The organism is Cupriavidus sp. 8B (genome assembly GCF_054589115.1).
Genome location: NZ_BAAILO010000299.1, coordinates 113,048 through 137,441, shown reverse-complemented (window position 1 = coordinate 137,441; position 24,394 = coordinate 113,048). Strand labels below are relative to the sequence as shown.

The window sequence follows — 24,394 nt, the reverse complement described above, 5'->3', positions numbered from 1 at the left end:
GACCTGGATCAGCAGGAGCAGTCACAGCTGCAGAGATCGAACTGTTCTGTTGATGGGAGGGCTTCTCTGTACTCCGGTTGGCGCGTCGTTGTTTTCTACCATTCTCATAACGGCTGGCAGCCGGGCGCCACATATTCGTGCTTCGTGTGACCGTCAGCGCGCGAGTAGTCCAGCCGCCGGGGCGCTGCTTTCGCATTGTTCGCGCGATATCTGCGTCGGAGATGCGGCAGCGCTTAGAGGCAAGAAACCCAGTGATCAAGTTCGCTATGAATAATCTGTGGCTCAAGAATCCGTCCCTCGCGTATGCAGACTGGCAAGGACGCGAATCCGCGGGCACAGATCAACGCCGCTTTGCTCAACAGTCGATCGTCCAGCATCGCGCGATGCTTGACCGTTTTCAGCGCCATCTGGTCGCCCATGGTGTGACGCTGGAAGACTTCGATCGCGACCATATCGAAGCCTTCTGGCGCGATCCGGAGGCGGCCACCTACACGTCTGCCACAAGGATGCGCTACCTGCAATTGCTCGACCGTTTGTGTCGTCACCTTGTAGAGATCGGTGTGCGGGAGACCAACCCTGCCGCCGATCCGGCGCGCGATGGCAGCTGGTCCTCCGACGGGGCCGTTCCACTCTTCTTGCCAGAGGAAGTGGACGCGCGGCTGCAGGACTTTGTGCAGCCGCTTGAAGGCGACGATGTCTCACGGCTTCGCATGCGAGCCATCCTGGCCTTGTTTCTAGGTGCTGGCGTCACGGCGGCAGAAGGCCGAGGCGCGACCATTCCTGACCTTCACACCTCGTGCCCCTCATCATTTCTCTCTGTCCCAGAGGGTCGCGCGAAGGTCGCCCGGTCCGTTCAGCTGGAGCCCTTCGCCGTCCCGGCCTTGGACGCGTGGAAGGTACGGCGGGCTACACTCCCCATTGCTGGTGACCTGCTTTTTGCCCTGCGGCCCTCCGGCACACCAATCACTGACATGAGTCTCGGAAACATCGTGCGCGATGCGTTCGAGGCGATCGACTATAGGGCGGCTGATATGAGCCCGCGGATTCTGCGAAATACTTATTGTCGGCGCGCGCTCCTTGCGGGGGTACCACGCGACCGCGTGTCAGAGCGGCTTGGGCTGACCAGCAATCACACGTGCGACCGAATGCTCGCCACCATACCCGGGCCCGCTGATCGCCGGCTGAGTGCTTAGTCAAGCTTCCGTGCAAATCAACGCCGGGGCGTACTGAATCACGCCCCCAGTTCCTGAAACGCGTGGCCATTGGCCTCTAGCCCCTTCAAGATCTCGGGTGGCAGCTCGGTCTGCCAGACATTGCCGTCGAGCACCCACTGATCTGGGTCGGCGAGGTCGGGGAGTCCTGCTCCCTTACGCACATAGAGCCCCAGTGTTGGCTTCTTCGGATTGATGTAGAAGTCGAATTCCTGCATTTGCGACATCTCCCAGGAAAGTGAAGTTTCCAGCTGTCTGTAGTACGGCTCACGGTCAATTTCCGTCAAGCCTGTTCATGCCTTTTCCGCCCACGTGGCTGAAGGAAAGTTTGCCAGCTTTGCGGAGAAGACAGCGTGCATTCTTTAAGAAATTATTGTACGTGGATCATGTTACGGAAATGCTGGTAAACGCTATGGATAATGAAATTTATATACTGATTGGATTGTCGTTAATTTATATACTGCCAGGAATTATTGTATTTATATACTGAGCCCCGTTCTATGTTGTTCTTCATTTGTAACCTTTACTTTCCCGGGGTGGAAACCGAGTGTATCGTTACGTATAGTCAATCATGTGGCTGAGATTAATCGACCTTTTACTCCGGTATATCCGGAATAATTTGTGGAGAGAACATGGCTAATCGACGCGAAGTGCCAGGTATCCGGAAGTACGATGGTCCCGCAGGAGGTTGGGGGGCGCTTAAAGCTACAGCCACGACTATTCGCCTGCAGATGGATACCACCAAGGCCCCGATCACACTGCTTCGGACCAATCAGCCCGATGGGTTTGACTGTCCGGGGTGCGCGTGGCCTGACAAGGAACACCTGTCCACATTCCAGTTCTGCGAGAACGGCGCAAAAGCGGTGACCTGGGAGGCAACGACCAAGCGGGTTCGCCCCGATTTCTTTGCGAGCCACACAGTGTCGTCGCTGTTGAATCGAACCGACTACGAACTCGAAGACCTGGGCCGCCTTACGCATCCGCTCGTCTACGACCGCGCTACCGACACGTTCCGCGCGGTGGAATGGGAAGCAGCCTTCGCCCGTATCGGCGAAGTGCTCCGCGGGCTGTCGCCCGACGAGGCCGAGTTCTATACATCGGGGAGGGCTTCGAACGAGGCCGCATACCTTTATCAGTTGTTCGCAAGAGAGTATGGAACGAACAACTTCCCCGATTGTTCAAACATGTGCCACGAACCGACGAGCGTTGGCCTGCCTCGATCGATCGGCATCGGCAAGGGCACCGTCTCATTGGAGGATTTCGATCAATGTGAACTCATCATCTCGATCGGACACAATCCCGGTACGAATCACCCACGGATGATGGGAACCTTGCACGAGGCATCAAGACGCAAGGTTCCCATTATCGTATTCAACCCGCTTCGCGAGCGAGCGCTTGAGCGTTTTGCGGACCCCCAGAACATGCTTGAAATGGCGACTTACGGTTCCACGAGAATCGCATCGTCCTATTTCCAGGTTAAGGCCGGGGGGGATGCGGCTGCCATCAAAGGCGTAATGAAAGCGTTGATGGACCTGGAAGCCAGGCAGGGCGGTGTCCTCGACTACGAGTTCATCGCTACGCATACCGAAGGATTTGACGCGCTTGCTGATGATCTCGAGGCCACGGAATGGCCGGATATCGAGAAGGCCAGTGGACTGGGCCGCGCGGATCTTGAACTGGTCGCGGCTGCCTATGCAAAGTCGAATGCCACGATCATCAGCTACGGGATGGGTGTCACGCAGCACAATGAAGGCACTGCGAATGTCCGTCTGCTGTGCGATCTGCTGATGTTGCGCGGCAACGTTGGAAAACCTGGCGCCGGCATTTGCCCATTGCGAGGTCACTCAAATGTGCAGGGGAATCGGACGGTTGGCATTACCGAGAAGCCGTCGAGTCGCTTTCTTGCAAAAATCGAGGAAGTATTCGGGTTCAAGCCGCCCGACCAGCATGGGCATGACGCCGTCAGGGCCATGCAAGCGATGATTGCAGGCACGGCCAAGGCATTGATCTGCCTGGGCGGAAACTTTGCGGTCGCGCTGCCTGATCCTGATCAGTGCTTCCCCGCCATGGGCAGGCTCGACTTGAGTGTCCACGTCGGCACCAAACTCAATCGCACGCATCTGTTGGTGGCAAAGGAAACCTATTTGCTGCCCTGCCTGGGTCGCACCGAACTTGACGTGCAGGAGACTGGGCCCCAATCGGTGACGGTAGAGGATTCGATGTCGATGGTTCACGCCTCAGCCGGGAAGCTTACGCCCGCTTCCGAGTTCCTGAGATCCGAGCCAGCGATCGTGGCTGGCATTGCCACCGCCACCTTGCCGAACAGCAGGGTGTCATGGCTTGCATTGACTGCAGACTATGACAGGATTCGCGATCTGATCGAGAAGACTGTGCCGGGATTCGAGAATTTCAATGAGCGCGTTCGAGTTCCGGGAGGATTTCGCATGCCGCTTCCGCCCACTGAGCGAAAATGGGAAACACCATCAGGAAAAGCCATGTTCTTCGTGTTCAAAGGGCTGCACGAAGACAAGGAAGTCCAGGCCGACGATGTGTTGCGCCTCGTGACAATCCGCAGCCATGATCAATACAACACGACCATCTATGCAATGGATGACCGGTATCGGGGCGTGTTCGGTCGGCGTGATGTGTTGTTCATGAACGAAGCGGATCTGGCCGCGCGTGGCCTGGAGCATGGGGATCTGGTCGATATCGAGACGATTACATCGGGCAGGTTGCTTCGGGTTGAAAAAATTACCGCAATCGAGCATGACATCTCTGCCGGTTCGGTCGCGGCTTACTATCCCGAAGCGAACAAACTAGTGCCGCTCGACTACATCGATGAGGATAGTGGCACACCGTCCTACAAGTCAGTTCCGGTGCGTGTGGTGCGCTCGGAAGTGACGTGATTTGCGGCGAGGACCAAGCCACTTGGCAGGAGGTCACACAATTAAACCTGCTCATCCACGGGCAGGGCGTTGCACGTCTCCTCACTTCTTGAGTACGTGTGTCATTTCGATGTCGCCGAGTGGAGTCGGCAGCAGAGAAGCGAATCGGCCCGGGGGAGCCAGATCCTCATGCCGCCATGGGGAGGTGCCGCGGCTAGATCGCGGCGCCTCCCGCGTCAATTGCGCGCGTGGCGGCATCCTGCGATACCTCACTATGGAGATGAATCCATCATGTCGACACTTTGTGAAATCTGCAATGCACGCCCAGCCGTTGCGCGGGTCGCGGTTGTGCAGAACGGTCAGCGCAAATCGATGTCAATCTGCGACTATGACTATCGCCAGTTGCTGCGCCACCAGAGCATGATGAATCCGTTCGACTCGCTATTGGGTGGTGGCTTGTCTCGTTTCTTCGATGGTTTGGGGGGCGTGATGGATCATGAGGCCGAGGATTCGGGGCTGGCTGCAGAGGTGCCGCGTGAATCCGTGGATGTCACCGATGCGTTCAGCGAGCAGACTCTTGAACTCCTGCAGCGCGCGGCAGAGAAAGCCCACGAACTGCGTCGCAATGAGCTTGATACAGAGCATCTGCTGTACGTGCTTGCCGATACTGACGTCGGGACCGCGTTGCTCAAGGAGTTGAAGCTCTCGCCGCAGGACATCATGGGGTACATCGACAAGCATGCGCAAACGGGCCCTGCCGAGCCGGATGCACCGATTGATAGAATGACGATTTCTCCGCGCCTGAAGAAAGCCTTTCTCTACGCGTTTCAGGCGTCGCGTGATCTGGGACATTCGTACGTTGGCCCGGAGCATCTGCTCATCGGCCTTGCCGCCGTCCCGGACAGCATCGCGGGGACTCTGCTGAAGAAGTACGGCGTGACGCCCGAGGTGCTGCGCCAGAAGGTGGTGAAACTCGTCGGCAAGGGCGCGGAGGACGGCCGAGTCGATACGCCGACGGGCACCCCGACGCTCGACAAGTTCGGCCGCGACCTTACGGCAATGGCGCGGCAGGGCAAGCTCGACCCGGTGCTCGGTCGCGCGCAGGAAATCGAGAGCACGATCGAAGTCCTTGCCCGGCGCAAGAAGAATAATCCGGTGCTGATCGGCGAGCCGGGGGTTGGGAAGACTGCGATTGTCGAAGGCCTCGCGCAGCGCATCGTCAATGGCGACGTGCCAGAGGTGCTGCGCGACAAGCGCCTCGTCGAGGTGAACATCAACGCCATGGTTGCCGGTGCGAAGTATCGCGGTGAATTCGAGGAACGTGCGAAGCAGCTGATAGACGAGGTGACCGCGAAGAACGCCGAGCTGATCCTGTTTATCGACGAATTGCACACAATCGTGGGTGCGGGGCAGGGCGGCGGCGAAGGCGGCCTTGACATCGCGAACGTGCTGAAGCCCGCGCTTGCGCGCGGCGAACTGAGCCTGATCGGCGCAACGACGCTCAACGAATACCAGAAATACATCGAGAAGGACGCCGCGCTTGAGCGACGTTTCCAACCGGTGCTCGTGCCGGAGCCAACTGTTGAGCAGACCATCATCATCCTGCGCGGCCTGCGCGACAAACTTGAGGCACACCACCAGGTCACGTTTGCCGACGATGCCTTTGTCGCCGCTGCCGAGCTTTCAGACCGCTACATTACGTCGCGCTTTCTGCCAGACAAGGCCATCGATCTGATCGACCAGGCGGCTGCGCGTGTGCGCATCGGCTCGACATCGCGGCCAACCGATATCCAGGAACTCGAAGCGGAAATCGCACAGATCAAGCGAGAGCAAGACTATGCGTCGTCGCGCAAGCGCTACGATGAGGCGAAAGACTTTGAAGAACGCATCAAGGAGAAGCAAACGCGGCTCGACGACCTGACCGAGGCTTGGCAGCGCAAGACAGGCTCGCAGACGCTTGAGGTAACGGTCGCGGCAATCGCCCAGGTGGTATCTCGCCTTACGGGCATTCCGGTTACTGACCTCACTCAGGAAGAGCGTCAAAAACTCCTGAAGATGGAAGCCAAGTTGCGCGAACGCGTCGTGGGCCAGGAGGAAGCCGTAGTCGCGGTCAGCGACGCAGTGCGTTTGTCACGCGCAGGGCTCGGTCAAGCACACCGGCCGATTGCAACGTTCCTCTTCCTGGGGCCCACCGGCGTCGGCAAGACCGAACTGGCAAAGGCGCTGGCGGAAACGGTGTTCGGCGATGAACAGGCGATCATCCGTATCGACATGTCCGAGTACATGGAGCGGCATGCGGTTGCACGGCTCATTGGCGCGCCCCCAGGATATGTGGGTTACGACGAAGGGGGGCAACTGACCGAGCGCGTCCGGCGACGTCCCTACAGCGTGATTCTGCTCGACGAGATCGAGAAGGCACACCCCGACGTGAACAACGTGCTGCTGCAGGTGTTTGACGACGGTCGCCTGACCGACGGAAAGGGGCGTGTCGTGGATTTCAGCAACACGATTCTCATTGCCACCAGCAACCTTGGCGCAGCGATCATCATGGAGAACCTCGAGCGCCCTGAGGATTCCCGCATCACCGACAAGGCGTTGCGCGACGAACTCATGAAGGTTCTCAAGGGCCACTTCCGTCCTGAGTTCCTGAACCGCATCGACGATATCATCGTGTTCCATGCGCTTTCGCGAGAGAACATCCGCTCGATCGTGCAGATTCAGCTCGAAAGGGTGGTGCGGACCGCCGCAGCACAGGACATCACGGTGACGCTCTGCGCTTCACTCATCGATCATCTGGTCGAGGCAGGCTATCAGCCGGAGTTCGGTGCACGCGAACTGAAGCGCCAGATTCGTCAGAAGGTCGAAACGAGGCTCGCGAAGGAGATTCTCGGCGACGGCCTGAAATCGGGTGATAGTGTCGAGCTGGGCTTTGACAAGGATAAGGGTGAGGTGATACTGAATAAGGCCGCGGTGGCTCGGAAAGCCAAGGTGAATAAGCCAGGCACGACGAGCGCTCAATCTACGGCAGGAAATAGTCCGGAGCCTTCAGGTAACCCCGATTCTTCCGTTTCCGCGCCGCCTCCGCCTCCTTGACTAATGGTGAGTGCGGGCCCGATCGAGGCGGGCGCTCAGGCTGAATAGGCCGGGCGCGTGCCTCCCGGCAATGCGAGCGGCAAGTGTGACGTGGACTGATTTCATCAGGAATTTGGCTGTCCACGTGGGTATTATTTAAAAATCAAGAAAATATTATGATCGTGCGGCCAAAGAAGAATTGGTTCAGCATGCTGTTCGTGTGGAACGGCTCCGTATTGCTGTCAATCATTCCGCAGCTACTTTTCCTGGCTGTTGTGAGCGGCTTTGCGGTCCTCACCCAAGGACGTATCCTGGGCGAAAAGATTCCACTGAATACCGCCCCTTTCACACTCTTCGGAGTGGCGCTAACGATCTTTCTTGCGTTCAGGAACAATGCCAGCTATGAGCGCTACAAGGAAGCGCGGCATCTTTGGGGCAGCGTACTCATCGCCTCGCGCTCGCTCACGTCGCAGGTATTGTGCTACATCCATGATGACCGTGCGGATCGTGTGCAGCTGGTCAATGGTCTTATTGCATTTGTCTATGCACTGAAGCACCAGCTTCGTAAAACGGATCCGATGCAGGATTTAAATCGACTTCTGGGCCGGGAGGCGGCGGAAAGATTGCGTTCAAAACATTATCAGCCGATCGCGATTCTCAATGATATTCGCTGCAAGCTTGGTCGGCTTCAATTGGGTGAGCGGACTTTTGACACGAAGCTATGGATGTTCGACGCCCGGATAAACGATCTGGAAAAAACAGTTGGAGGGTGCGAGAGAATCGCATCCACTCCAATTCCATTCTCCTATGGCGTCCTGCTTCATCGCACGGTATATGCATATTGCATAATGCTCCCGTTTGGCCTTGTCGACTCGACGGAACTGTTTACTCCAATAATCAGCGTTTTCGTCGCCTACACGTTAATTGCGTTGGAGGCGATAGCCGAAGAAGTGTCGGAGCCATTTAGTATGGCTCCAAACGCGCTCGCGCTCGACGCAATCACGAGAAATATCGAGCGATCGCTACTTGAGCTTTGTAATCGTGAAATTCCGGAAGAAAAGGTACCCGATCCGTTGTATCAGCTAACCTAGGGTCGAGTTGCGCCGTCTGCGTATCCGAGTGGGTTCCCAGCGAAGTCACGATCGCGCACGCCCTCATGGTTCGGTCGAGTCGGCTGTCCATTGGGCATGCGAGCGGGGCGGAGACATGAGCTGGCTCGGCGACGCCTTCGCCGGCGCATACCAGGCGTAACGGCGCCTCGCAGGTTGCCTCATGCAACCAACGTGCGGGGCCTGTCGAATGCCGTTGGCCGGGTGAAGCCAATGACGAATTCGCCGCCTTCGAAATGTCCCTTGAAAAGTCCCGGGAATTTGCTAGTAGTGATTCTGTCAAGGGTGGATCGATAGGGAAAGGAGGGCGTCATGGTCAGTCGCGTCGAGGCGGTTCTGGACAAGTATGGCCTCCAGTCTGGCGCCATGGAGCAGGCGATCTACCTCAAGGTTTGCGTAACTGACGTGCGCGGCCTGGGCGTGTCGGGTCTTGGGATCAAGAGCTTTAGGGCGATCGACCTCGGAGCGTTCCGGAACGTCGAGCACACCGAGGTCACCGGTACGGGCCAATTCGAAATCGTCGAGGTCGATCACGTGACGCCACCGTCGGGAACCGACCCCTTCGCGGTAGAGGCCTGCAAAGGCTATTACATCCTTCGTGTCGCGAAACCCGCGAGCGGTTGGCGTCCGCACATGACGCTCGGGCTCACGGTCCAAATACTCCGGGACCTACGACTGACCCCTGGCTTCGGAGGGCCGACGAATGGTCCGCACGGTGAGGCCGCCTACGACTACTGCCATACATTGGTGCAAATTGATCTGCTGTAGTGCTCGGGCGGCGATGATATGGGCAGGTCGCGGACGCCGATGGCGTGGCGTTCGACAACGCGGGGTTGTTGCCTGTTATTTGTCGCGGCCGAGCCTGCTTGGAGGGTCTTCGCGATACCGCAGCACACCTTGAACCGGTCCAGTTCATGCATCGGCATGGTCACCTTCCCGGGCTTCGGCATGGCTGGACTCCGATCCAGGCGGATAGAGCGCCAGCATGCTCGCGTTGGCCCTGACTCACCCTCTTACTCATGCTGCGCCGCGGCGGGAGCCTCAATCAGGCAACAAAGGAGTAACAAGGGAGTCACCGTGGCCGCTTCCACTCGTACACTGAGCCAGATTCCGTCAGGCATATGGATGTTGGGCTTCGTCAGCCTCTTGATGGACATCTCGTCGGAGATCATTCACAGTTTGCTGCCGGTCTTCATGGTGACGACACTTGGCGCCAGCGCCTTCTACGTTGGACTCATCGAGGGTGTCGCGGAGGCAACCGCGCTAATGGTCAAGGTGTTTTCCGGCACCTTGAGCGACTACCTGGGCAAGCGTAAGGGACTCGCCGTCGCCGGATACGCGCTCGGGGCACTGTCCAAGCCCCTGTTTGCGCTGGCCCCCGGGGTGGGGACCGTGCTGGCGGCGCGTCTCACGGACCGGATCGGGAAGGGCATGCGTGGGGCGCCCCGCGACGCGCTGGTGGCCGACATCGCGCCGCCCCATCTCCGGGGTGCCGCGTTTGGGCTGCGGCAATCGCTGGACACCGTGGGAGCACTTCTGGGGCCCGTGATCGCCATCGGCCTGATGTATCTCTGGGCAAACGACTTCCGGGCCGTCTTCTGGGTCGCGGTTATCCCTGGCATCCTCTCGGTATTGCTGCTCATGATTGGCGTGCGGGAGCCGGAGCCCCAGGGCGGCGTCAAGCGCACCAACCCCATCAAATGGGCGAACCTGACTCGGCTGGGACGGCCATATTGGCAAGTGGTCGCAATCGGTGCCGTCTTTACGCTAGCGCGCTTCAGCGAGGCCTTCCTGGTGCTTCGTGCCCAGCAGGTCGGCTTGGCGCTCTATCTGGCACCGGTGGTCCTGGTGGCGATGAACCTCGTCTATTCGCTGTCAGCGTATCCGTTCGGGAAGCTGTCCGATGGTCTGCGTCATACGACGCTGCTGACCTGGGGATTGGTCGTGCTGGTGCTCGCCGATCTTGTGCTCGCGCTCGGCACCCATTGGGCGGTCACCCTGGCGGGTGTGGCGCTATGGGGCCTGCACATGGGCATGACACAAGGCCTGCTTGCCACGATGGTGGCGGACACCGCGCCCAACGACCTGCGTGGAACGGCGTACGGCCTTTTCAATCTGGCAAGCGGGCTGGCCCTGCTCGTCGCCAGCGTGCTGGCAGGCCTGCTGTGGGACCGGCTGGGCGCAGCCTTCACGTTCTATGCGGGCGCGGCTTTTTGTGTCGCCACCATCGCGCTAATCCTTCTCGTCGCGCGCAACCGACGGCTGCAAATGACTTGACCGACTCTCCAGAACTTCGCCATTGGCGCCGAAAATCGCCAGCGCTTGCATGGCTTGGGCCAAAGCCGCTTCCGATTCGCTAGCCGCCTCCCCTGCGACCTTCGACAGTGGACCGGCGTACCGCAAGAAGCCTTCCGCTCGGAAGTCCTCAAGCGCGGCTGCTAGGCCCGCTGCCCCCTTTCCCGCAGGCCCGCGCCGATGCGCCGGATCTCGGCCTCTCCCCGCGCAAGAGCCGCCGGGCTCGTGTGCACGGAGTAGTAGCCTGTCACCAGTTCGTAGGGATGCTTGACGGCCGAGCCCAGGACAAACGCGGTCTCGCCGCGGGCGACGAGGCCGATCGCGCCTTCGGATTCTTCGAACACCGCGAGTTCGCCGGTACCGATGGGGCCACCGCTGTCGCCCGCGTCGAGCCGACCGGCGTCGACCGCGACCCAACCCACCGTATGGCCAACCGGCGGCTGGTAAATCCAGCGCTCGCCGTCTTGCAGGCGCACCGCCAGATAGTTGATTGGCGCCGGTGCCGGGATGGCACTTTGGGCCGCACCGTAGCGGCCGAGCAGGACGCGCGCCGGTCCCTCTTGCGGCACCTGTGACGGCGCAAGGTAGAGACTATGGGCCGGGGCATTTTCCTCCGCGGCCGGTAAGGCCACCCAGAGCTGGAAGCCATGCACGTGCGTCACCCCGGGCGCAAGCGCCCCGGTGTGCCAGACACCGCCGCCAGCCCGCATCCATTCGACGCCGCCGGCGGGCAACACACCGTATTGGCCAGTCGAGTCTTCATACAGCGTGTCGCCTTCGGTCAAGTAGGTCAGCGTGGCGATCCCCGAGTGGGGATGCATGCCGAAGGCCTGGCCGGCCCTCGCCTGCAAACTGAAGCGATCGAGGAACACGAACGGCTTGAGACGCTGGCCCAGGTCGCCCGGACTCATAAGCCGCGTGATCGGTCCGTGCGTGTTGCCGTGCGTGCGATGGACAATGGCGCGCGGCCTGCCGGCGAGAGCGTTCATGCGGCCTCTCTTGCAGTCTTGAGCGCCTTGGCCCACCAGGCGATGTCGTCGAGCAGTCCGTCGGCTGCCTGCGCCAGGTGGGGGAAGTCTTCGAAACGCTTGCCCTGCTGCCAGATGCCGAGGAACTCGACCATGCCGATATGCACGGCGTTGCGCACCGGTGCCATCTGCATTTCAATCGCCACCAGGCGCATCTGCTCCACGGCCCGCGCCGCCCCTACGCCGCCGTAGCCCACGAAGCCGATCGGCTTGCGGCCGAATTCCTGGTAGGCGTAGTCGAATGCGTTCTTGAGCACCGCGCTGGGGCCATGGTTGTATTCGGGCGTGACTACGATCAGGCCATCCAGCGTTGCCAGTTTGTCGGCCCAGCGCAGCGCCGCCTCGTTCTTCACCGGCGCCCATGCTGGCGACATTGGCTCGTCGAAGAAGGGCAGGGGATGATCGCGCAGGTCGATCAGCTCCACGTCGAGATTGGAGCGCTGGCGGGCGATCTCGTGGATCCAGCGTGCGGGCTTATCGCCGAAACGGCCTTCGCGGGTGGAGCCGACGATGATGCCGATGCGGAGTTGATGTGATGTCATGGCTACTCCTGGAAGAGGGGCGGGGTGACGATGGGAAGGTGTAAGCGGTCGACCTACCGACCGTTGGTCAGATTATGGAAGTGCCTGCATTGCTTGAGTAGATGGCACAATAGGAGTGCACTCATCCATTTTTAGAAGGAATTGCCTGCCATGGTTGACCTGAACGACATCGCGCTGTTTGTGCAGGTGGTGCGCTACGGCAGCTTTGCCGAGGCCGCGCGGCGGCTGGGATTGCCTGCCAACACAGTGAGCCGGCGCGTCCAGCAACTCGAAGCCCAACTCGACACACGGCTGATGCAACGGTCCACGCGCAAGCTCACGCTGACCAATGCGGGCCAGGTCTTCCACGAGCGCTGCGCAGGCGCGGTCGACGGGCTGGTCGAAGCCAGCCAGGCGCTGGCGTCAGGCGGCCAGGAACCCAGTGGGCCGGTGCGCGTAGCGGCGCCAGCCGATTTCTTCGAGTTCTTCCCGATGGCATGGATCGCCGAGTTTTTGGCCGTGTATCCGCAGGTCCGGCTCGATTTCGTGCTAAGCGACGCCAAGGCCGACCTGATTGCCGAGCAGATAGACATCGCATTTCGCGGTGGCCAGTTGCCGGACTCGGGCTATATCGGCCGCCAGCTCCTGGGCGAGCGCAGCGACGGGCTGGTGGCCAGCCCGGCCTACCTTGCCGCGCGCGGCGCGCCTGGCTCGCTGCAAGACCTGGCAAACCACGACTGCGTGACCGCCGGGCACGTCAGCGGCCACGCCAGCTGGCGCCTCGTCGGCCCCGATGGGACCGAAGAGGAGGTGCAGGTCAGCGGCCGCTTTAGCGGCAACACTGCACAGGCACTGCGCAAAGCCGCGCTGGCCGGACTCGGCATCGCACTCTTGCCGCCGTCGATGGCCACGCTCGATGTGCAGGCCGGTCTGCTGGTGCCAGTGCTACCGGCGTACCAGCAGACCAGCCATGGCCTCAGCGTCCTGTACCCGAGCCGCCGGCACCTGCCGACCGCGGTATCGGCGTTTATCGAGTGGATGAAGGAAAAGCTGGAGGCGTTGGAAACCCTCGAGCCTACGCCATCAAACTCGGACATTTGAGCCTGGCTGGAACCGGGCATTCTGATTTGGCCTTTACATTTGGCCTCTACACATGGCTTGTCCAGGCTGTTTTTAGGTGTCGATGGGCAGGCTAAATAGCAATGTCAGTGCGGATCGACCAGGCCAATTCGCAGGGGGTCTCGCCGCGCGCCTCCTTTGATGATTGTGCCTCTTTGTGCAGTTGCAGGTCTGGGTAAAGCGCTGATACATTGGTAGGTGCTGGATAGCGTCATGAATCAAAGCCGAAGCGCCCGGATTTTGCGTGGGATTTTGTGGCTGCTGGCAACGCCCTGTTGCCTGGTGGTGATTGGCGTGCTGGTCGTTCTGCTGGCTGCCGTGCTGGAATACTCAAGACTCCCCGCGCTTGACGATTTGACGGACTACCGTCCTGCGCTGCCGCTTCGGGTATTCACTGCGCAAGGCACGCTCATTGGTGAGTTTGGCAAGGAGCGGCGCGTGGTCGTCGCGTTTTCCGACGTCCCGCAATCGCTTCGAGCCGCAATTGTCGCCGCGGAGGATGATCGCTTTTATCAGCACCACGGGATCGACTACCCGAGCATTGTCCGTGCCGCGCTCGCCGACCTGTCGAGCTGGGAAAAACGGCAGGGCGCGAGCACGTTGACGATGCAACTGGCGCGCAGCGTCTACCTGTCACCCGAGAAGAGCTTCGAACGGAAGTTTGCCGAGGCGCTCCTGGCGGTCAAGATCGAACGGACCTTGAGCAAGGAGCAGATTCTCGAGAGATACGTCAATCAGATCTATCTCGGGGAAGGCGCATACGGATTCGCCGCCGCGGCCGATGTCTACTTCGGTATGCCCCTGAATCAGTTGAGTGTTGCGCAGGCGGCGCTGCTGGCCGGCCTGACCAAAGCGCCTTCACGTGACAATCCCGTGGTCAACTTTGCAGCAGCGATCGCCCGTCAGCGCTATGTACTTGGCCGGATGCTCGCGTTGGGCGTTCTTGCGCCGGACCGGTTCCAGCAGGCCATTGCGGAGCCGATCCATCTCCGGGAGGCGCGCGCGCGATATCGCGTGAACGCCGCGTACGTTGCAGAGGACGTGCGCCGGATCATGGTGCAGCAGTATGGCGACGCAGCCTACCAGATCGGGCTCAACGTCTATACGACGCTACATGACTTGGATCAGGCGCGCGCGTACCAGGCGGTCGCGCGTGGGTTGGTGGCCTACGATATGCGGCATGGCTATCGCGGTCCGGAGCGCAACCTTGACCTGCCGCGTGATCCCGTACAGGTCAAGGCAGTGGTGATGCAGGCATTGAGCGGGCTACCATCCTTGGGCGGACTGGTGCCGGCAGTAGTGCTGAGCGTGCACAGTGGTGCGGCAAGCGTGATGTTCGCCGACGGTAGCACAGGGCGATTTTCCATCGGGCCCATGGGACGAGCCACGCTCGGCAAGGGTCGCGCAATGCCGCTGGCTGCGCGGTTGCAGATCGGATCGCTGGTTCGACTTGAGCGCCTGGACAATGGGACATGGCGGCTTGCCGAGATTCCACAGGCGCAAGCTGCGCTGGTGTCTATCGACCCGGCCACTGGAGCTATCACGGCATTGCAGGGCGGCTTCGATTTCAGGCTCGAATCCTACGATCACGTGACGCAGGCGCGGCGACAACCCGGGTCCAGTTTCAAACCTTTTATCTATTCTGCCGCGCTGGAAAAAGGGTTGATGCCAGCGACCATGGTCGACGACAGTCCATTTGTCGTGCCTCCATCCGGGCCGGGACAGAAGGCCTGGGCGCCGGTTGATTATGAGCGGAATTACCTCGGTCCGATCTCGATTCGATACGCGCTCGCCGAGTCGCGCAATGTCGTGGCAGCGAGGGTGATCGAACAGATTGGTGTGCCATACGCGAGGCAATACGTGACCCGCTTCGGCTTTCCGCTCAGTGAGATCCCTCCGTATCCGTCGATGGTGCTTGGCGTGGGATCCTTCACGCCGCTGCAAATGGCCGTCGCGTATGCGACGTTTGCTAACGGAGGCTACCTGATCCGCCCGTACTTGATCGACCGCATGACCGATTCAAGCGGCAATGTCCTGTTTCAGGCTCACCCGCTGACTGCCGCCGACGGCGCGCCGCGGGTGATCGATGCCAGGAACGCGTTCATGATGACCAGCATGCTTCATGATGTCGTCGAGTATGGCACGGGGGCGGCGGCCAAGCAGTTGGGGCGTGGCGATCTGGCGGGTAAGACCGGCACCACCGATGACTTCATTGACGCGTGGTTCGACGGGTACTCGTCCGACCGACTGACGATCACATGGATCGGCTTCGATCAGCCTCGGTCGCTGGGAAAGGGCGAGGTGGGCGCCCGCGCTGCGCTGCCGATCTGGATGGATTTCATGAAAGCGGCACTGCAGAACAGCCCTGAACGTCAGCTAACCGCCCCTGACGGGGTCGTGACGGTGCGGATCAATCCGGCAACCGGGCTACAGGTGCCGGAAACGGACCTGTCGGGGCGGCTTGATTACTTCTTCGAAGAAAATGTCCCGCCGATGGAGCCGACCGCTATCGAAAATGGCGAGGCTCAACCGGAAGGTGCGCCGGCGGAGCAGTAAGTGCCAGAAAACGTAGTCAGCCAGGCACGCGCTCATGGCACCATGGGAGCCGGGGCCTTGGCCCCCGGAACGCGCAGGTTCATTCTTCGACCTCAGGGCATTTCCGTTTCGATGACTCGCCGCGGCCGGCCCTTGTTGATTTGCACGGGGCGGCCCGCACGTGCATCTGGCGGCGACCCCTTGCCTGCCTCATGCCGCCCAGGCATCCTCGCTGCGGGCGGCGTCGGCGGTCCCGCACGCTGCATGTAGCGCAGACGCGAGGATCATGGCATAGGCGTTGCGCGCCGGCGGCCGGCAGGGGCGCGGGCGATAGACGGCCTGGCCCTTTGCGATGGGGAGGCCGCTGAGGGCGCAAACCCCATCCTCGCGCGCCGATACCGCAGTCCAGATCTGGTCGCCGTAGCGGCAATGGGTGGGATCGCGCCAGCTGATCACCGCCAACGTGGAACTGGGCCGCTCCACCACGCTGACGATGGCGGTGTGCCGGCGGTCTTGCGGGTCTTCCTCATCGGGCCATGCGCCATCGGCGCACAGCTGGAAGGCTTGACGCGCGTGGAGCAGCCCGATGGTGCTGCCCCACGGGTCGGGGCGGTCCGCCTGTGCGTGTGGTGTGGATGATGTGGCGTGATTCGGGTGCGCTGGCATGGTCAGCTCCGGATGATGGAAACGTGCGGGGTCGTGGGCAGAGTCACGGTCGGGGGCTCAGCTCAGCCGGCCTTTGCAGCCTTGCCGGTCTTGACTCGCCGCGCCGGGGCGCGCAGCGCCATTGGCGTTCCTGCAACAGGCTTTCGTTCTTGCTCATGGCGGCTCCGCTGGAAGGGGAGGCGCGCGGGGGGGGGGCAGCCGGACCCTGTCGCGCGGATGAGGGCTGGCGTGCGGACGCCGGCCGTGAAGACATCTTATGACGCGCCCCACGCCGCACGCAGTTGTCCATCCGTGCAGTCGCGGTACTGCATTGAGATGGCAGAGCTATACGAACGTAGGAGGCGCCCGCTGCAGATGGGAAGAAGGCCGTTGCCTGCGAGGGCCGTCTCCGTTTCTTTGGGGAGAATCAATCGTCAAAATATTTGAATAATGCATCCATGAATTGATTGGCTCACACGTGGGTTGCTCTCATATAGTTCAGTCCATGGACGGCACGGACACAAAAAACCCTGCCCCACGAAGTTCAACCAATTTCAATGAGAGAGCGCAGATCATGTCCAATCCGAAACTCGAAGTACTGACCCCGCAAAACAGCCAGCTGATCTTCATCGACCACCAGCCGCAGATGGCCTTCGGCGTGCAGTCGATGGACCGCCAGGCGATGAAGAACAACGTGGTGGGCCTGGCCAAGGCCGCCCGGATCTTCGGCATCCCGACCACCATCACCACGGTCGAGTCGGACTCCTTCTCGGGCTATACCTACCCCGAGTTGCTTGATGTGTTCCCCGACCAGTCGACGCTGGAACGCACCTCGATGAACTCGTGGGACGACCAGAAGGTGCGCGACGCGCTGGCCGCCAACGGCCGCAAGAAGATCATCGTGGCCGGTCTGTGGACCGAGGTCTGCAACACCACCTTCGCGCTGTCCGCGATGCACGACAGCGACTACGAGATCTACATGGTGGCCGATGCCTCCGGCGGCACCAGCAAGGAAGCACACGACTACGCCATGCAGCGCATGGTGCAGGCCGGCGTGGTGCCGGTGACCTGGCAGCAGGTGCTGCTCGAATGGCAGCGCGACTGGGCCCACCGCGACACCTACGACGCGGTGATGAAACTGGTCAAGGAACACTCGGGCGCCTACGGCATGGGCGTGGACTACGCCTACACCATGGTGCACAAGGCCGCGCAGCGCACCGCCACGCCCCACGCGTCGCTCGCGCCGGTGCCGGCGCGCTGAGCCGCGTTGCCGACCCGGCTAGGCAGGCTGCACCACGCCCATGATGCGCCTGCCCAGCGCGATGCCCCACTGGGCCAGGCGCTTGTCCGCGGCCCACTGGCTTCGATCCCATAGCGCGAGCGCGTCGTCAATGCGGTTCCCGGTGGCCTGCAGCGCGCGCGCCAGGGCCACGGCATTGGCTGCCGCCTTGCCCGCGCCTGCGCCGGTATGCGGACGCGCCACGAAGGCGGCGTCGCCGAGCAGCACGGCGCGGCCGAAGCGCATGCGCGGCGCCGCGTAGTCCTGGATCAGTTGCAGGAAGGGATCAGGGGTCGATGCGACCAGTGCCGCGAACACGGGCGCGAGGCTGTCCGCCGCGTCATGCCGCAGCGCCCGGGCATCGGCGTCCTTGACCGCCCCCGGGGGCAGCGAATGCGTGTGCTGGCGGCCATGGCGGTCCAGCAGCACCGCCGCCAGCGGTCCTCCGGCGGGCAGCGCGCGGTGCCAGACCCAGTTCAGGCGCCGTTCGTTGCGCAGGACCGACCCGTCCTCGCCGGGAATCAGGTAAGTCAGCATCTGGTGTCCCGGGCCGTCCTGGAAGGCAAAGGCATCGACCAGCAGCGACTTGGCCTGCGTGCCCAGCGCAGCCTCGGGCAGCACGCCGCGCCAGGCGACATAGCCGGCATAGGCGGGCGCATCGCCGGGCAGCAACGCCTGCCGCACCGTGGACAACGGTCCGTCGGCGCCGATCAGCAGATCCGCGCGCTCGGTGCGGCCGGAGGCAAAGCGGGCCGTCATATGATCGGCCTCGTGGGCCAGTGCGACCAGTTCCTCGCCGGCATGGATCATGCCCGGATCGAGCGCGCCTTTCATCAGGGCATAGAGTCCGTTCCAGGCGATCTGTGTCTGCGGCATGTAGATGCGGCGAACCACACCCTCGCGGTCCAGGAAGATGCGGTCCTTCGACGGCACGCCGAACTCTGGCGGGTGCGCGACCCCGGCGAAGTCCAGCGCGTCGAGCACGCCAGGCTGCAGCACGAGCCCGCCGCCGCGGCTGTCGAGTTGCTGCGGCGAGCGCTCGAAGACATCGACATTCCAGCCGATGGCGCGCAGGCAGATGGCGGTAAAGAGCCCGCCGAGCGAGCCGCCGATCACGATGGCGCGGTAAGGTCTGGACGTGGGCATGGTGGGCATGATGGTCATGGCGTTGAGGTTCGGGGGCCGGGCACCGGTTAGCGCCCGGGACATGGCACGCTGCGCGCTACGGCGCGATTTCCCTGCGCAGCCGCTCGCCGCCCAGCGGCATGTCGCGCAGGCGCTTGGCCGTAGCATCGAACAGGGCATTGCCGATGGCGCCCGCGGTGGGCCCCATCGCCGCTTCGGCCACGCCCAGGAACGGCGTGCCCGGGCGGTCGATCAGGTGCACGTTGATGGTGGTGGGCACGGCGGAGAAGCGCATGATCGGATAGGCGCTCCAATCGAAGCTGCCGATGCCGCCGGTGTCAAAGCGCAGCTGCTCGTACAGCGTCCAGCTCGCGGCCTGCAGGATGCCGCCCTCGATCTGGTTGCGAACGCCATCCGGATTGACGATCTGCCCGCAATCGACGGCCACCTCCGCATGCTCGAGACGCACCAGGCCCGTGTCGCGCACCACCGAGATCTCCAGCGCGATCGCCACATAGCCCCTCAGGTTCTTGTACCTGGCGAACGCGAAGCCGACGCCGCGGCCGGGCTTGCGGCCGCGCCGGGGCCAGCCGAACCTGGCGGCGGCAAGCTGGATCACGTCGCGCGCACGCGGGTCTTCCAGATGCCGCAGCCGGAAGGCGACGGGGTCGGTGTTGGCCACGGCGGCCAGTTCGTCCATGAAGCTCTCGATCGAGAATACGTTCATGTGCGCGCCCAGCGAGCGCATCGCCGAGGTGCGCAGCGGCATGGTCGGCGAGAAGTGGTTGACGATGCGCGAGGCCGGGAGCTTGTAGAGCGGAATCGCGTTGCGGTCGCCGCCGCCCTCGGGCTGCAGCATCGGGACCGAGGGCGCGGGAACGAAGGGCCTGGCCAGTTGCGTGGCGGGCAGCAGCCGGCCCGCGTTGACCACGCGCTCGTTATGCGAGCTGCTCCACAGCGCGTAGTCCCAGTCGACGATATGGCCACTGGCATCGAGCGAGGCCTTGACCTCGGTGACCATGGCCGGCGTGAAGTGGTCCCACAGGTTCTCCTGGTCGCGCATCCATTGCGCGCGCACCGGCTGCCCGGGCAGGGCGCGGGCCAGATAGGCGGCGTGCGCAGCGGCGTCGTCGGCGCCGTTGTGCCCGTAGCAGCCCGAGCCTTCCACGTGGATGCAGCGCAGCTTGTCCTTGGGCATCGACAGCATCTCGGCCAGGCCGTCGCGCAGCGGGTAGACGCCCTGGGAGTGGGTCCATACGGTCAGCACACCGTCCTGCATCTGCGCGACGGCGCACGAGGGGCCGATCGATCCGTGCATCAGGTAATGCTTGGAGTAGGTGGCGGTCAGCGTCCTGGCGCCTGCCGGCACAGCGCCCCCGGTATTGGCGATCTCGATGCGCTGCGTGGAGATCTGCTTGAGCTGCGCGATCACGTCGGCGGGGCGGGGCAGCGCGCGCCCCTTGCCCCAGCGGCAGGCGGCGCCGAGCGCGCGCTGTGCCCGCACCGCCTGCCATTCCCCCCTTGCCACCACGGCGAGCAGGTTGCCGTCGCGCACGACGGCGATCACGCCGGGCATGGACTTGACCGCGGTCTCGTCGACCGACAGCAGGGCGGCGTCATAGGCAGGCGGCAGCACCACGCGCGCATGCACCATGCCCGGCATGGCCAGGTCCTGGACATAGCTCGGCTTGCCGGTGACCTTGCCGGGAATGTCCAGCCGAGGCATCGGCGTGCCGATCACGGAGAACGACTTCGGGTCGCGCAGCGGCGAGGCGGGCGTCGCCGCGCGGTGCAGGTTCACCGCGGGCAGCAGTTCGCCGAACGAGAGCGAGCGCCCGTCGGGGGCGGTGATGCGTGCGTTGCCGACCGACAGCGACGCCGCATCGACACGCAACTGCCGCGCGGCCGCTGCTGTCAGCAGCCCGCGCACCTGGGCCGCTGCGTTGAGCAGGGCGCTGCCGCTGTCGGCCATGGTGTGGCTGCCGGCGGTCAGCCCTTCGTCCGGCGAACGGCCGGTATCGGCGCTCAGGAAGGTGATCAGCGCGGGCGCCATCTGCAGTTCTTCGGCCGCCACCTGCAGCAGCGCGGTGCGCACACCGGTGCCCAGCTCGACCTTGCCGGTGTACACCGTGACCTGGTTGTCGGGTGCGATCCTGATCCAGGCGTCGAGATAGGGGTTGGTCTTCAGGCTGCCCGCCAGCGCCTGGTACTGCCGCGCGACCTGCACGGCCGCGCCCTCGTCGGCCAGCACCATCTGCGCGATGGCCTTGCGGCCCGGCAGCAGCGTGAAGCCCACCACCAGCGAGCCCGAGACCAGGAAGGCGCGGCGGCCCGGGTCGATGTGGTCGTCATGGCCGCTCATCGCGCCCCCTCCTTGTTGCCCTCGGCCTTGACCCCGCCCGGGCGCACGGCGCCGGGCGTGCCGGCCACGGCGCGGATGGCCGCCAGGATGCGCATATGGGTGCCGCACCGGCACAGGTTGGGTTCCATGTGCGCGCGCAGCTCGGCCTCGGTGGGATGCGCGTTGACCTCCAGCAGGGCCTGCGCGCGCATGATCATGCCGGCGATGCAGTAGCCGCACTGCGCCGCCTGGTGGTCGATGAACGCCTTCTGCAAGGGACCCGGGCTGTCGGCGGTGCCCAGGCTCTCGATGGTGCGCACCGGCCGGGTGCCGATCGATGCCACCGGCATCAGGCACGAAAACACCGGGCGGTCGCCGACAATGACGGTGCAGGCGCCGCACTGGCCCAGGCCGCAGCCGAACTTGGCGCCGTGCAGGTGCAGTTCGTCGCGCAGGGCGTAGAGCAGCGGCATGGACGGATCGATGTCCAACTGGTGGCTCGCGCCGTTGACGGTGAGCTTGATCATCTCGCTTCGTCCCCTTTCCTGAGGTTAGCCATGGTGTCCTGCACGCCGGTCCACGGCGGCTGCCGGGAGTAGGTGGCGCGCAGGTAGGCCGCCAGGTCGGCAAGCTGCTGGTCGTCGAAGGCCTGCGCGAACGCAGGCATGTAGTGAATGGCGTCCTCGCCGTTCCACGCCACGCCCTGCAGCATCATCTGGATGGCGTTGCGCGGCGTGCTCGCGTTGACCGCGGAACTGGTGGCGAGGCTGGGGCGGGCACCCACGCTCTGCATCGGCGAACCGGTGCCGTGGCAGGTGGCGCACGCCCCGGTGAAGAGCGTCGCGCCGCGCGCGATGGCGGACTGGTCGGCCACGGCCGCCGAGACCGGTACCACGGCGGGCGCGGGTGCCGGCTTCTGCAGCGACATCAGGTAGGTCGCAATGGCATCGACGTCCGCCTCCGGCACCGTGGCCAGTTCGAGCGTGACTGGCAGCATCGGCCCGGCTGCCGCGCCATGCGCCGCGGACATGCCGGTGCGCAGGTAAGCAGCTAGCTGCGCCTTGGTCCAGGGCACAGGCCCTCCCGCCAGGCGATTCAGCGGCGGCGCTTCCCAGTTGTCCACCACGCCGCCGTCGAAGGCGTGGCCCGGCTTCTCGCCGCCGATCGGGTTGAGCGGCGAGTGGCAGGCAGCGCAGTGGCCGAGCCCATCCACCAGCAGGCGGCCGCGGTTCCAGGCTTCGTCGCGTGCGGGATCGCGCTGCGCTTCGCCGGGCCGCAGGAACAGCACGTTCCAGAAGGCGACCAGGGGCCGGAAGTTGAGCGGGAAGATCAGTGCGTTGGCGGGCGGCCTGGCAGTCACGGGCTCGCGCCGCATCAGGTAGGCATAGGCCGCCTCGATGTCGCGGTCCGACATCCTGGTGAAGTGGACATACGGAAACGCCGGGTAGAGCTGGTGGCCGTCGCGCGCGATGCCGTGCCGCATGGCGCGCGCGAAAGCGTCCAGCGACCAGTTGCCGATGCCGGTTTGCACATCGGGCGTGATGTTGGTCGAGTAGATGGTGCCGAACGGCGTGACCAGTGGCAGGCCGCCGGCGAAGGGCTGGCCGTCCTTGGCCGTATGGCACACCGCGCAGTCGCCGAGCGCGACCACGCGGGCGCCCTCCAGCGTCAGCGCCCGGTCGAAGGAAGCGGGCGCGGGCGTGGGGATCGGCGCGATGGCCGGCTCCCACATGATGCAGGCGGCAGCTACCAGGGCAACAGCCGCTGCCCCTGCTGCCGCGAGAAGGACGGGCCGGCGTTTCATGCCTGGCCTGCCGTGAGGAGATGCCGGTTCATTGCGGGAATCCTTGTATCGGTGGAGGCCTGCGGCGCGCATCCCATGCATCGGGATCTTCGGCAGCGGCGGGAAGGCACTGCTCAACTCGCATGGTAGGAGCCGTATTGACCGGCAACAATCAGACGAGTGGTCTGTGACGCCCAAACCAAAGTATGAGAGGGCGGTGTGCCGGCGCGTTGGCGCTGGTGCCGAGCACGCCCTATCGCTTGCTGGCCACCTGCATTTACGCCGCGGCCGGATAATCGGTGTAGCCTCCGGCACCGCCGCCGAAGAAGGAAGTGGCATCGGGCGCGTTCAACGGCAGGCCGCTGCGCAGCCGGGCGGGCAGGTCGGGATTGGCGATGAACGGGCGGCCGAAGGCGATGATGTCGGCGCGGCCGCTGGCGAGCGCGTGCTCGGCGGTGTCGCGGCCATAGCCGCCCGCCAGCATCAGCACGCCGTGGTAGGCCGCGCGCAGTTGCTGGATGATCGCGTCCCAGCGGGGATCGGCGTGCTCCTCCTTGACGGTGCCGACCATGGCCGGCTCGACCAGGTGCAGGTACGCCAGGCCCCGGGTATCGAGCTGGCGCACGATGTAGCCGAAGGTCTCTTCGGGCGATGCATCTCCCATGCCCATGAAGCGCCCCATGGGCGTCAGCCGCACGGCAACGCGCGCGGGCCCGACCTCCGCCGCGATCGCGTCCACCACCTCCAGCAGCAGCCGTGCCCTGTTCTCGATGCTGCCGCCGTAGGCGTCGTCGCGCTGGTTGCTGTTGGAGTTGATGAACTGGTCGAGCAGGTAGCCGTTGCCGGCGTGGATCTCCACGCCGTCCATGCCGGCGGCCATGGCGTTGCGGGCGGCGTGCCGGTAGTCGGACACGATGTCGTGGATGCCGTCGAGGGTCAGCGCCTGCGGCACCGGCACGTCGCCCCAGGCGCCGTTGCCATGCGCGTCGATAATGAAGGTCTTGCCGGGGACCGGCAGGGCGCTGGGCGCCACTGGCAGCGCGCCGCCGGGCTGGAACACGGGGTGCGAAACGCGGCCGACGTGCCACAGCTGCATGAAGATGATGCCGCCCTGGGCGTGCACGGCGTCGCTGACGGCCTGCCATCCCTGGATTTGCGCCGCGCTATGGATGCCCGGTGTCCAGGCGTAGCCCTGGCCCTGCTGCGAGATCTGCGTGGCTTCGGTGACGATCAGCGCCGCGCCGGCACGCTGCCGGTAGTACTCGACATTCATGTCGGTGGGCACGTTGCCGGGCTGGCCGGCGCGCGAGCGCGTCAGCGGCGCCATGGCAACGCGATGCGGCAGGGTATGGTTGCCGAGGCGAATGGAGGTGAAGAGATGGTGGGTCACGGTGGTTCTCCGTCAGGTGCGATGGGTCGGTCGGCGGCAGCAGGCTTGACCTCGCG

Annotated in this window: 18 protein-coding genes; 9 read left to right on the top strand and 9 right to left on the bottom strand. The window is 63.5% G+C overall.

Annotated elements, in window-relative coordinates:
- Positions 1–251: 251 nt before the first annotated feature.
- A complete protein-coding gene (locus ACYP5B_RS30140) occupies positions 252–1,193 on the top strand; it encodes a tyrosine-type recombinase/integrase (protein WP_459572101.1) in 942 nt (313 codons plus the stop codon).
- 38 nt (positions 1,194–1,231) lie between these two features.
- Here the strand turns inward: ACYP5B_RS30140 and ACYP5B_RS30135 are convergent, their stop codons facing one another.
- Entirely contained in the window at positions 1,232–1,498 is a 267-nt protein-coding gene (locus ACYP5B_RS30135) for a hypothetical protein (RefSeq protein ID WP_459572100.1), read from the bottom strand.
- 345 nt (positions 1,499–1,843) lie between these two features.
- Between ACYP5B_RS30135 and ACYP5B_RS30130 the strand changes: the two genes are divergently transcribed.
- From ACYP5B_RS30130 to ACYP5B_RS30110, 5 genes are all read left to right on the top strand, one after another.
- Entirely contained in the window at positions 1,844–4,117 is a 2,274-nt protein-coding gene (locus ACYP5B_RS30130) for an FdhF/YdeP family oxidoreductase (RefSeq protein ID WP_459572099.1), read from the top strand.
- Positions 4,118–4,387: 270 nt separating this feature from the next.
- Entirely contained in the window at positions 4,388–7,189 is a 2,802-nt protein-coding gene (locus ACYP5B_RS30125; RefSeq protein WP_459572098.1) for an ATP-dependent Clp protease ATP-binding subunit, read from the top strand.
- Positions 7,190–7,344: 155 nt separating this feature from the next.
- Positions 7,345–8,259: a bestrophin family protein gene (locus ACYP5B_RS30120; RefSeq protein WP_459572097.1), complete on the top strand. Its 915-nt coding sequence runs from the start codon at positions 7,345–7,347 to the stop codon at positions 8,257–8,259.
- 330 nt (positions 8,260–8,589) lie between these two features.
- Positions 8,590–9,045: a hypothetical protein gene (locus ACYP5B_RS30115; protein WP_400097947.1), complete on the top strand. Its 456-nt coding sequence runs from the start codon at positions 8,590–8,592 to the stop codon at positions 9,043–9,045.
- A 357-nt stretch (positions 9,046–9,402) separates the two neighbouring features.
- Complete coding sequence (locus ACYP5B_RS30110; protein WP_459572096.1) at positions 9,403–10,554, top strand: MFS transporter; 1,152 nt, start codon at positions 9,403–9,405, stop codon at positions 10,552–10,554.
- A 161-nt stretch (positions 10,555–10,715) separates the two neighbouring features.
- Here ACYP5B_RS30110 and ACYP5B_RS30105 read toward each other — a convergent pair whose 3' ends face one another.
- Together ACYP5B_RS30105 and ACYP5B_RS30100 are read right to left on the bottom strand one after the other, a co-directional pair.
- Positions 10,716–11,561 (bottom strand): pirin family protein, encoded by an 846-nt coding sequence (locus tag ACYP5B_RS30105; protein ID WP_459572095.1) that lies wholly within the window; start codon positions 11,559–11,561, stop codon positions 10,716–10,718.
- Positions 11,558–12,142, bottom strand: coding sequence for an NADPH-dependent FMN reductase (locus ACYP5B_RS30100; RefSeq protein WP_267602460.1), 585 nt, complete (start codon positions 12,140–12,142; stop codon positions 11,558–11,560). Before ACYP5B_RS30100 ends, ACYP5B_RS30105 begins: the two co-directional genes overlap by 4 nt.
- Before the next feature lie 150 nt (positions 12,143–12,292).
- Here ACYP5B_RS30100 and ACYP5B_RS30095 point away from each other — a divergent pair, with 150 nt between their 5' ends.
- Positions 12,293–13,222 carry a LysR family transcriptional regulator gene (locus ACYP5B_RS30095; protein WP_400097953.1) on the top strand — a complete coding sequence of 310 codons (930 nt, stop codon included), beginning with the start codon at positions 12,293–12,295 and terminating at the stop codon, positions 13,220–13,222.
- 231 nt (positions 13,223–13,453) lie between these two features.
- Complete coding sequence (locus ACYP5B_RS30090; protein WP_459572094.1) at positions 13,454–15,796, top strand: penicillin-binding protein 1A; 2,343 nt, start codon at positions 13,454–13,456, stop codon at positions 15,794–15,796.
- Positions 15,797–15,985: 189 nt separating this feature from the next.
- Here ACYP5B_RS30090 and ACYP5B_RS30085 read toward each other — a convergent pair whose 3' ends face one another.
- Positions 15,986–16,441 carry a DUF3331 domain-containing protein gene (locus tag ACYP5B_RS30085; protein WP_459572093.1) on the bottom strand — a complete coding sequence of 152 codons (456 nt, stop codon included), beginning with the start codon at positions 16,439–16,441 and terminating at the stop codon, positions 15,986–15,988.
- A gap of 553 nt (positions 16,442–16,994) precedes the next feature.
- Between ACYP5B_RS30085 and ACYP5B_RS30080 the strand changes: the two genes are divergently transcribed.
- A complete protein-coding gene (locus tag ACYP5B_RS30080) occupies positions 16,995–17,681 on the top strand; it encodes a hydrolase (protein WP_459572092.1) in 687 nt (228 codons plus the stop codon).
- Positions 17,682–17,699: 18 nt separating this feature from the next.
- Here ACYP5B_RS30080 and ACYP5B_RS30075 read toward each other — a convergent pair whose 3' ends face one another.
- The 5 genes from ACYP5B_RS30075 to ACYP5B_RS30055 form a co-directional block, all read right to left on the bottom strand.
- A complete protein-coding gene (locus ACYP5B_RS30075) occupies positions 17,700–18,863 on the bottom strand; it encodes an FAD binding domain-containing protein (protein WP_459572123.1) in 1,164 nt (387 codons plus the stop codon).
- Positions 18,864–18,921: 58 nt separating this feature from the next.
- Complete coding sequence (locus tag ACYP5B_RS30070; RefSeq protein ID WP_459572091.1) at positions 18,922–21,186, bottom strand: xanthine dehydrogenase family protein molybdopterin-binding subunit; 2,265 nt, start codon at positions 21,184–21,186, stop codon at positions 18,922–18,924.
- Positions 21,183–21,692, bottom strand: a complete 510-nt coding sequence (locus ACYP5B_RS30065; protein ID WP_459572090.1) for a (2Fe-2S)-binding protein — start codon at positions 21,690–21,692, stop codon at positions 21,183–21,185. The genes ACYP5B_RS30070 and ACYP5B_RS30065 overlap by 4 nt, the downstream gene beginning before the upstream one ends.
- Complete coding sequence (locus ACYP5B_RS30060; RefSeq protein ID WP_459572089.1) at positions 21,689–22,969, bottom strand: c-type cytochrome; 1,281 nt, start codon at positions 22,967–22,969, stop codon at positions 21,689–21,691. Before ACYP5B_RS30060 ends, ACYP5B_RS30065 begins: the two co-directional genes overlap by 4 nt.
- 256 nt (positions 22,970–23,225) lie before the next feature.
- On the bottom strand, positions 23,226–24,338 hold the full coding sequence (locus tag ACYP5B_RS30055) for an alkene reductase (protein WP_459572088.1): 1,113 nt from the start codon (positions 24,336–24,338) through the stop codon (positions 23,226–23,228).
- Positions 24,339–24,394 lie beyond the last annotated feature (56 nt).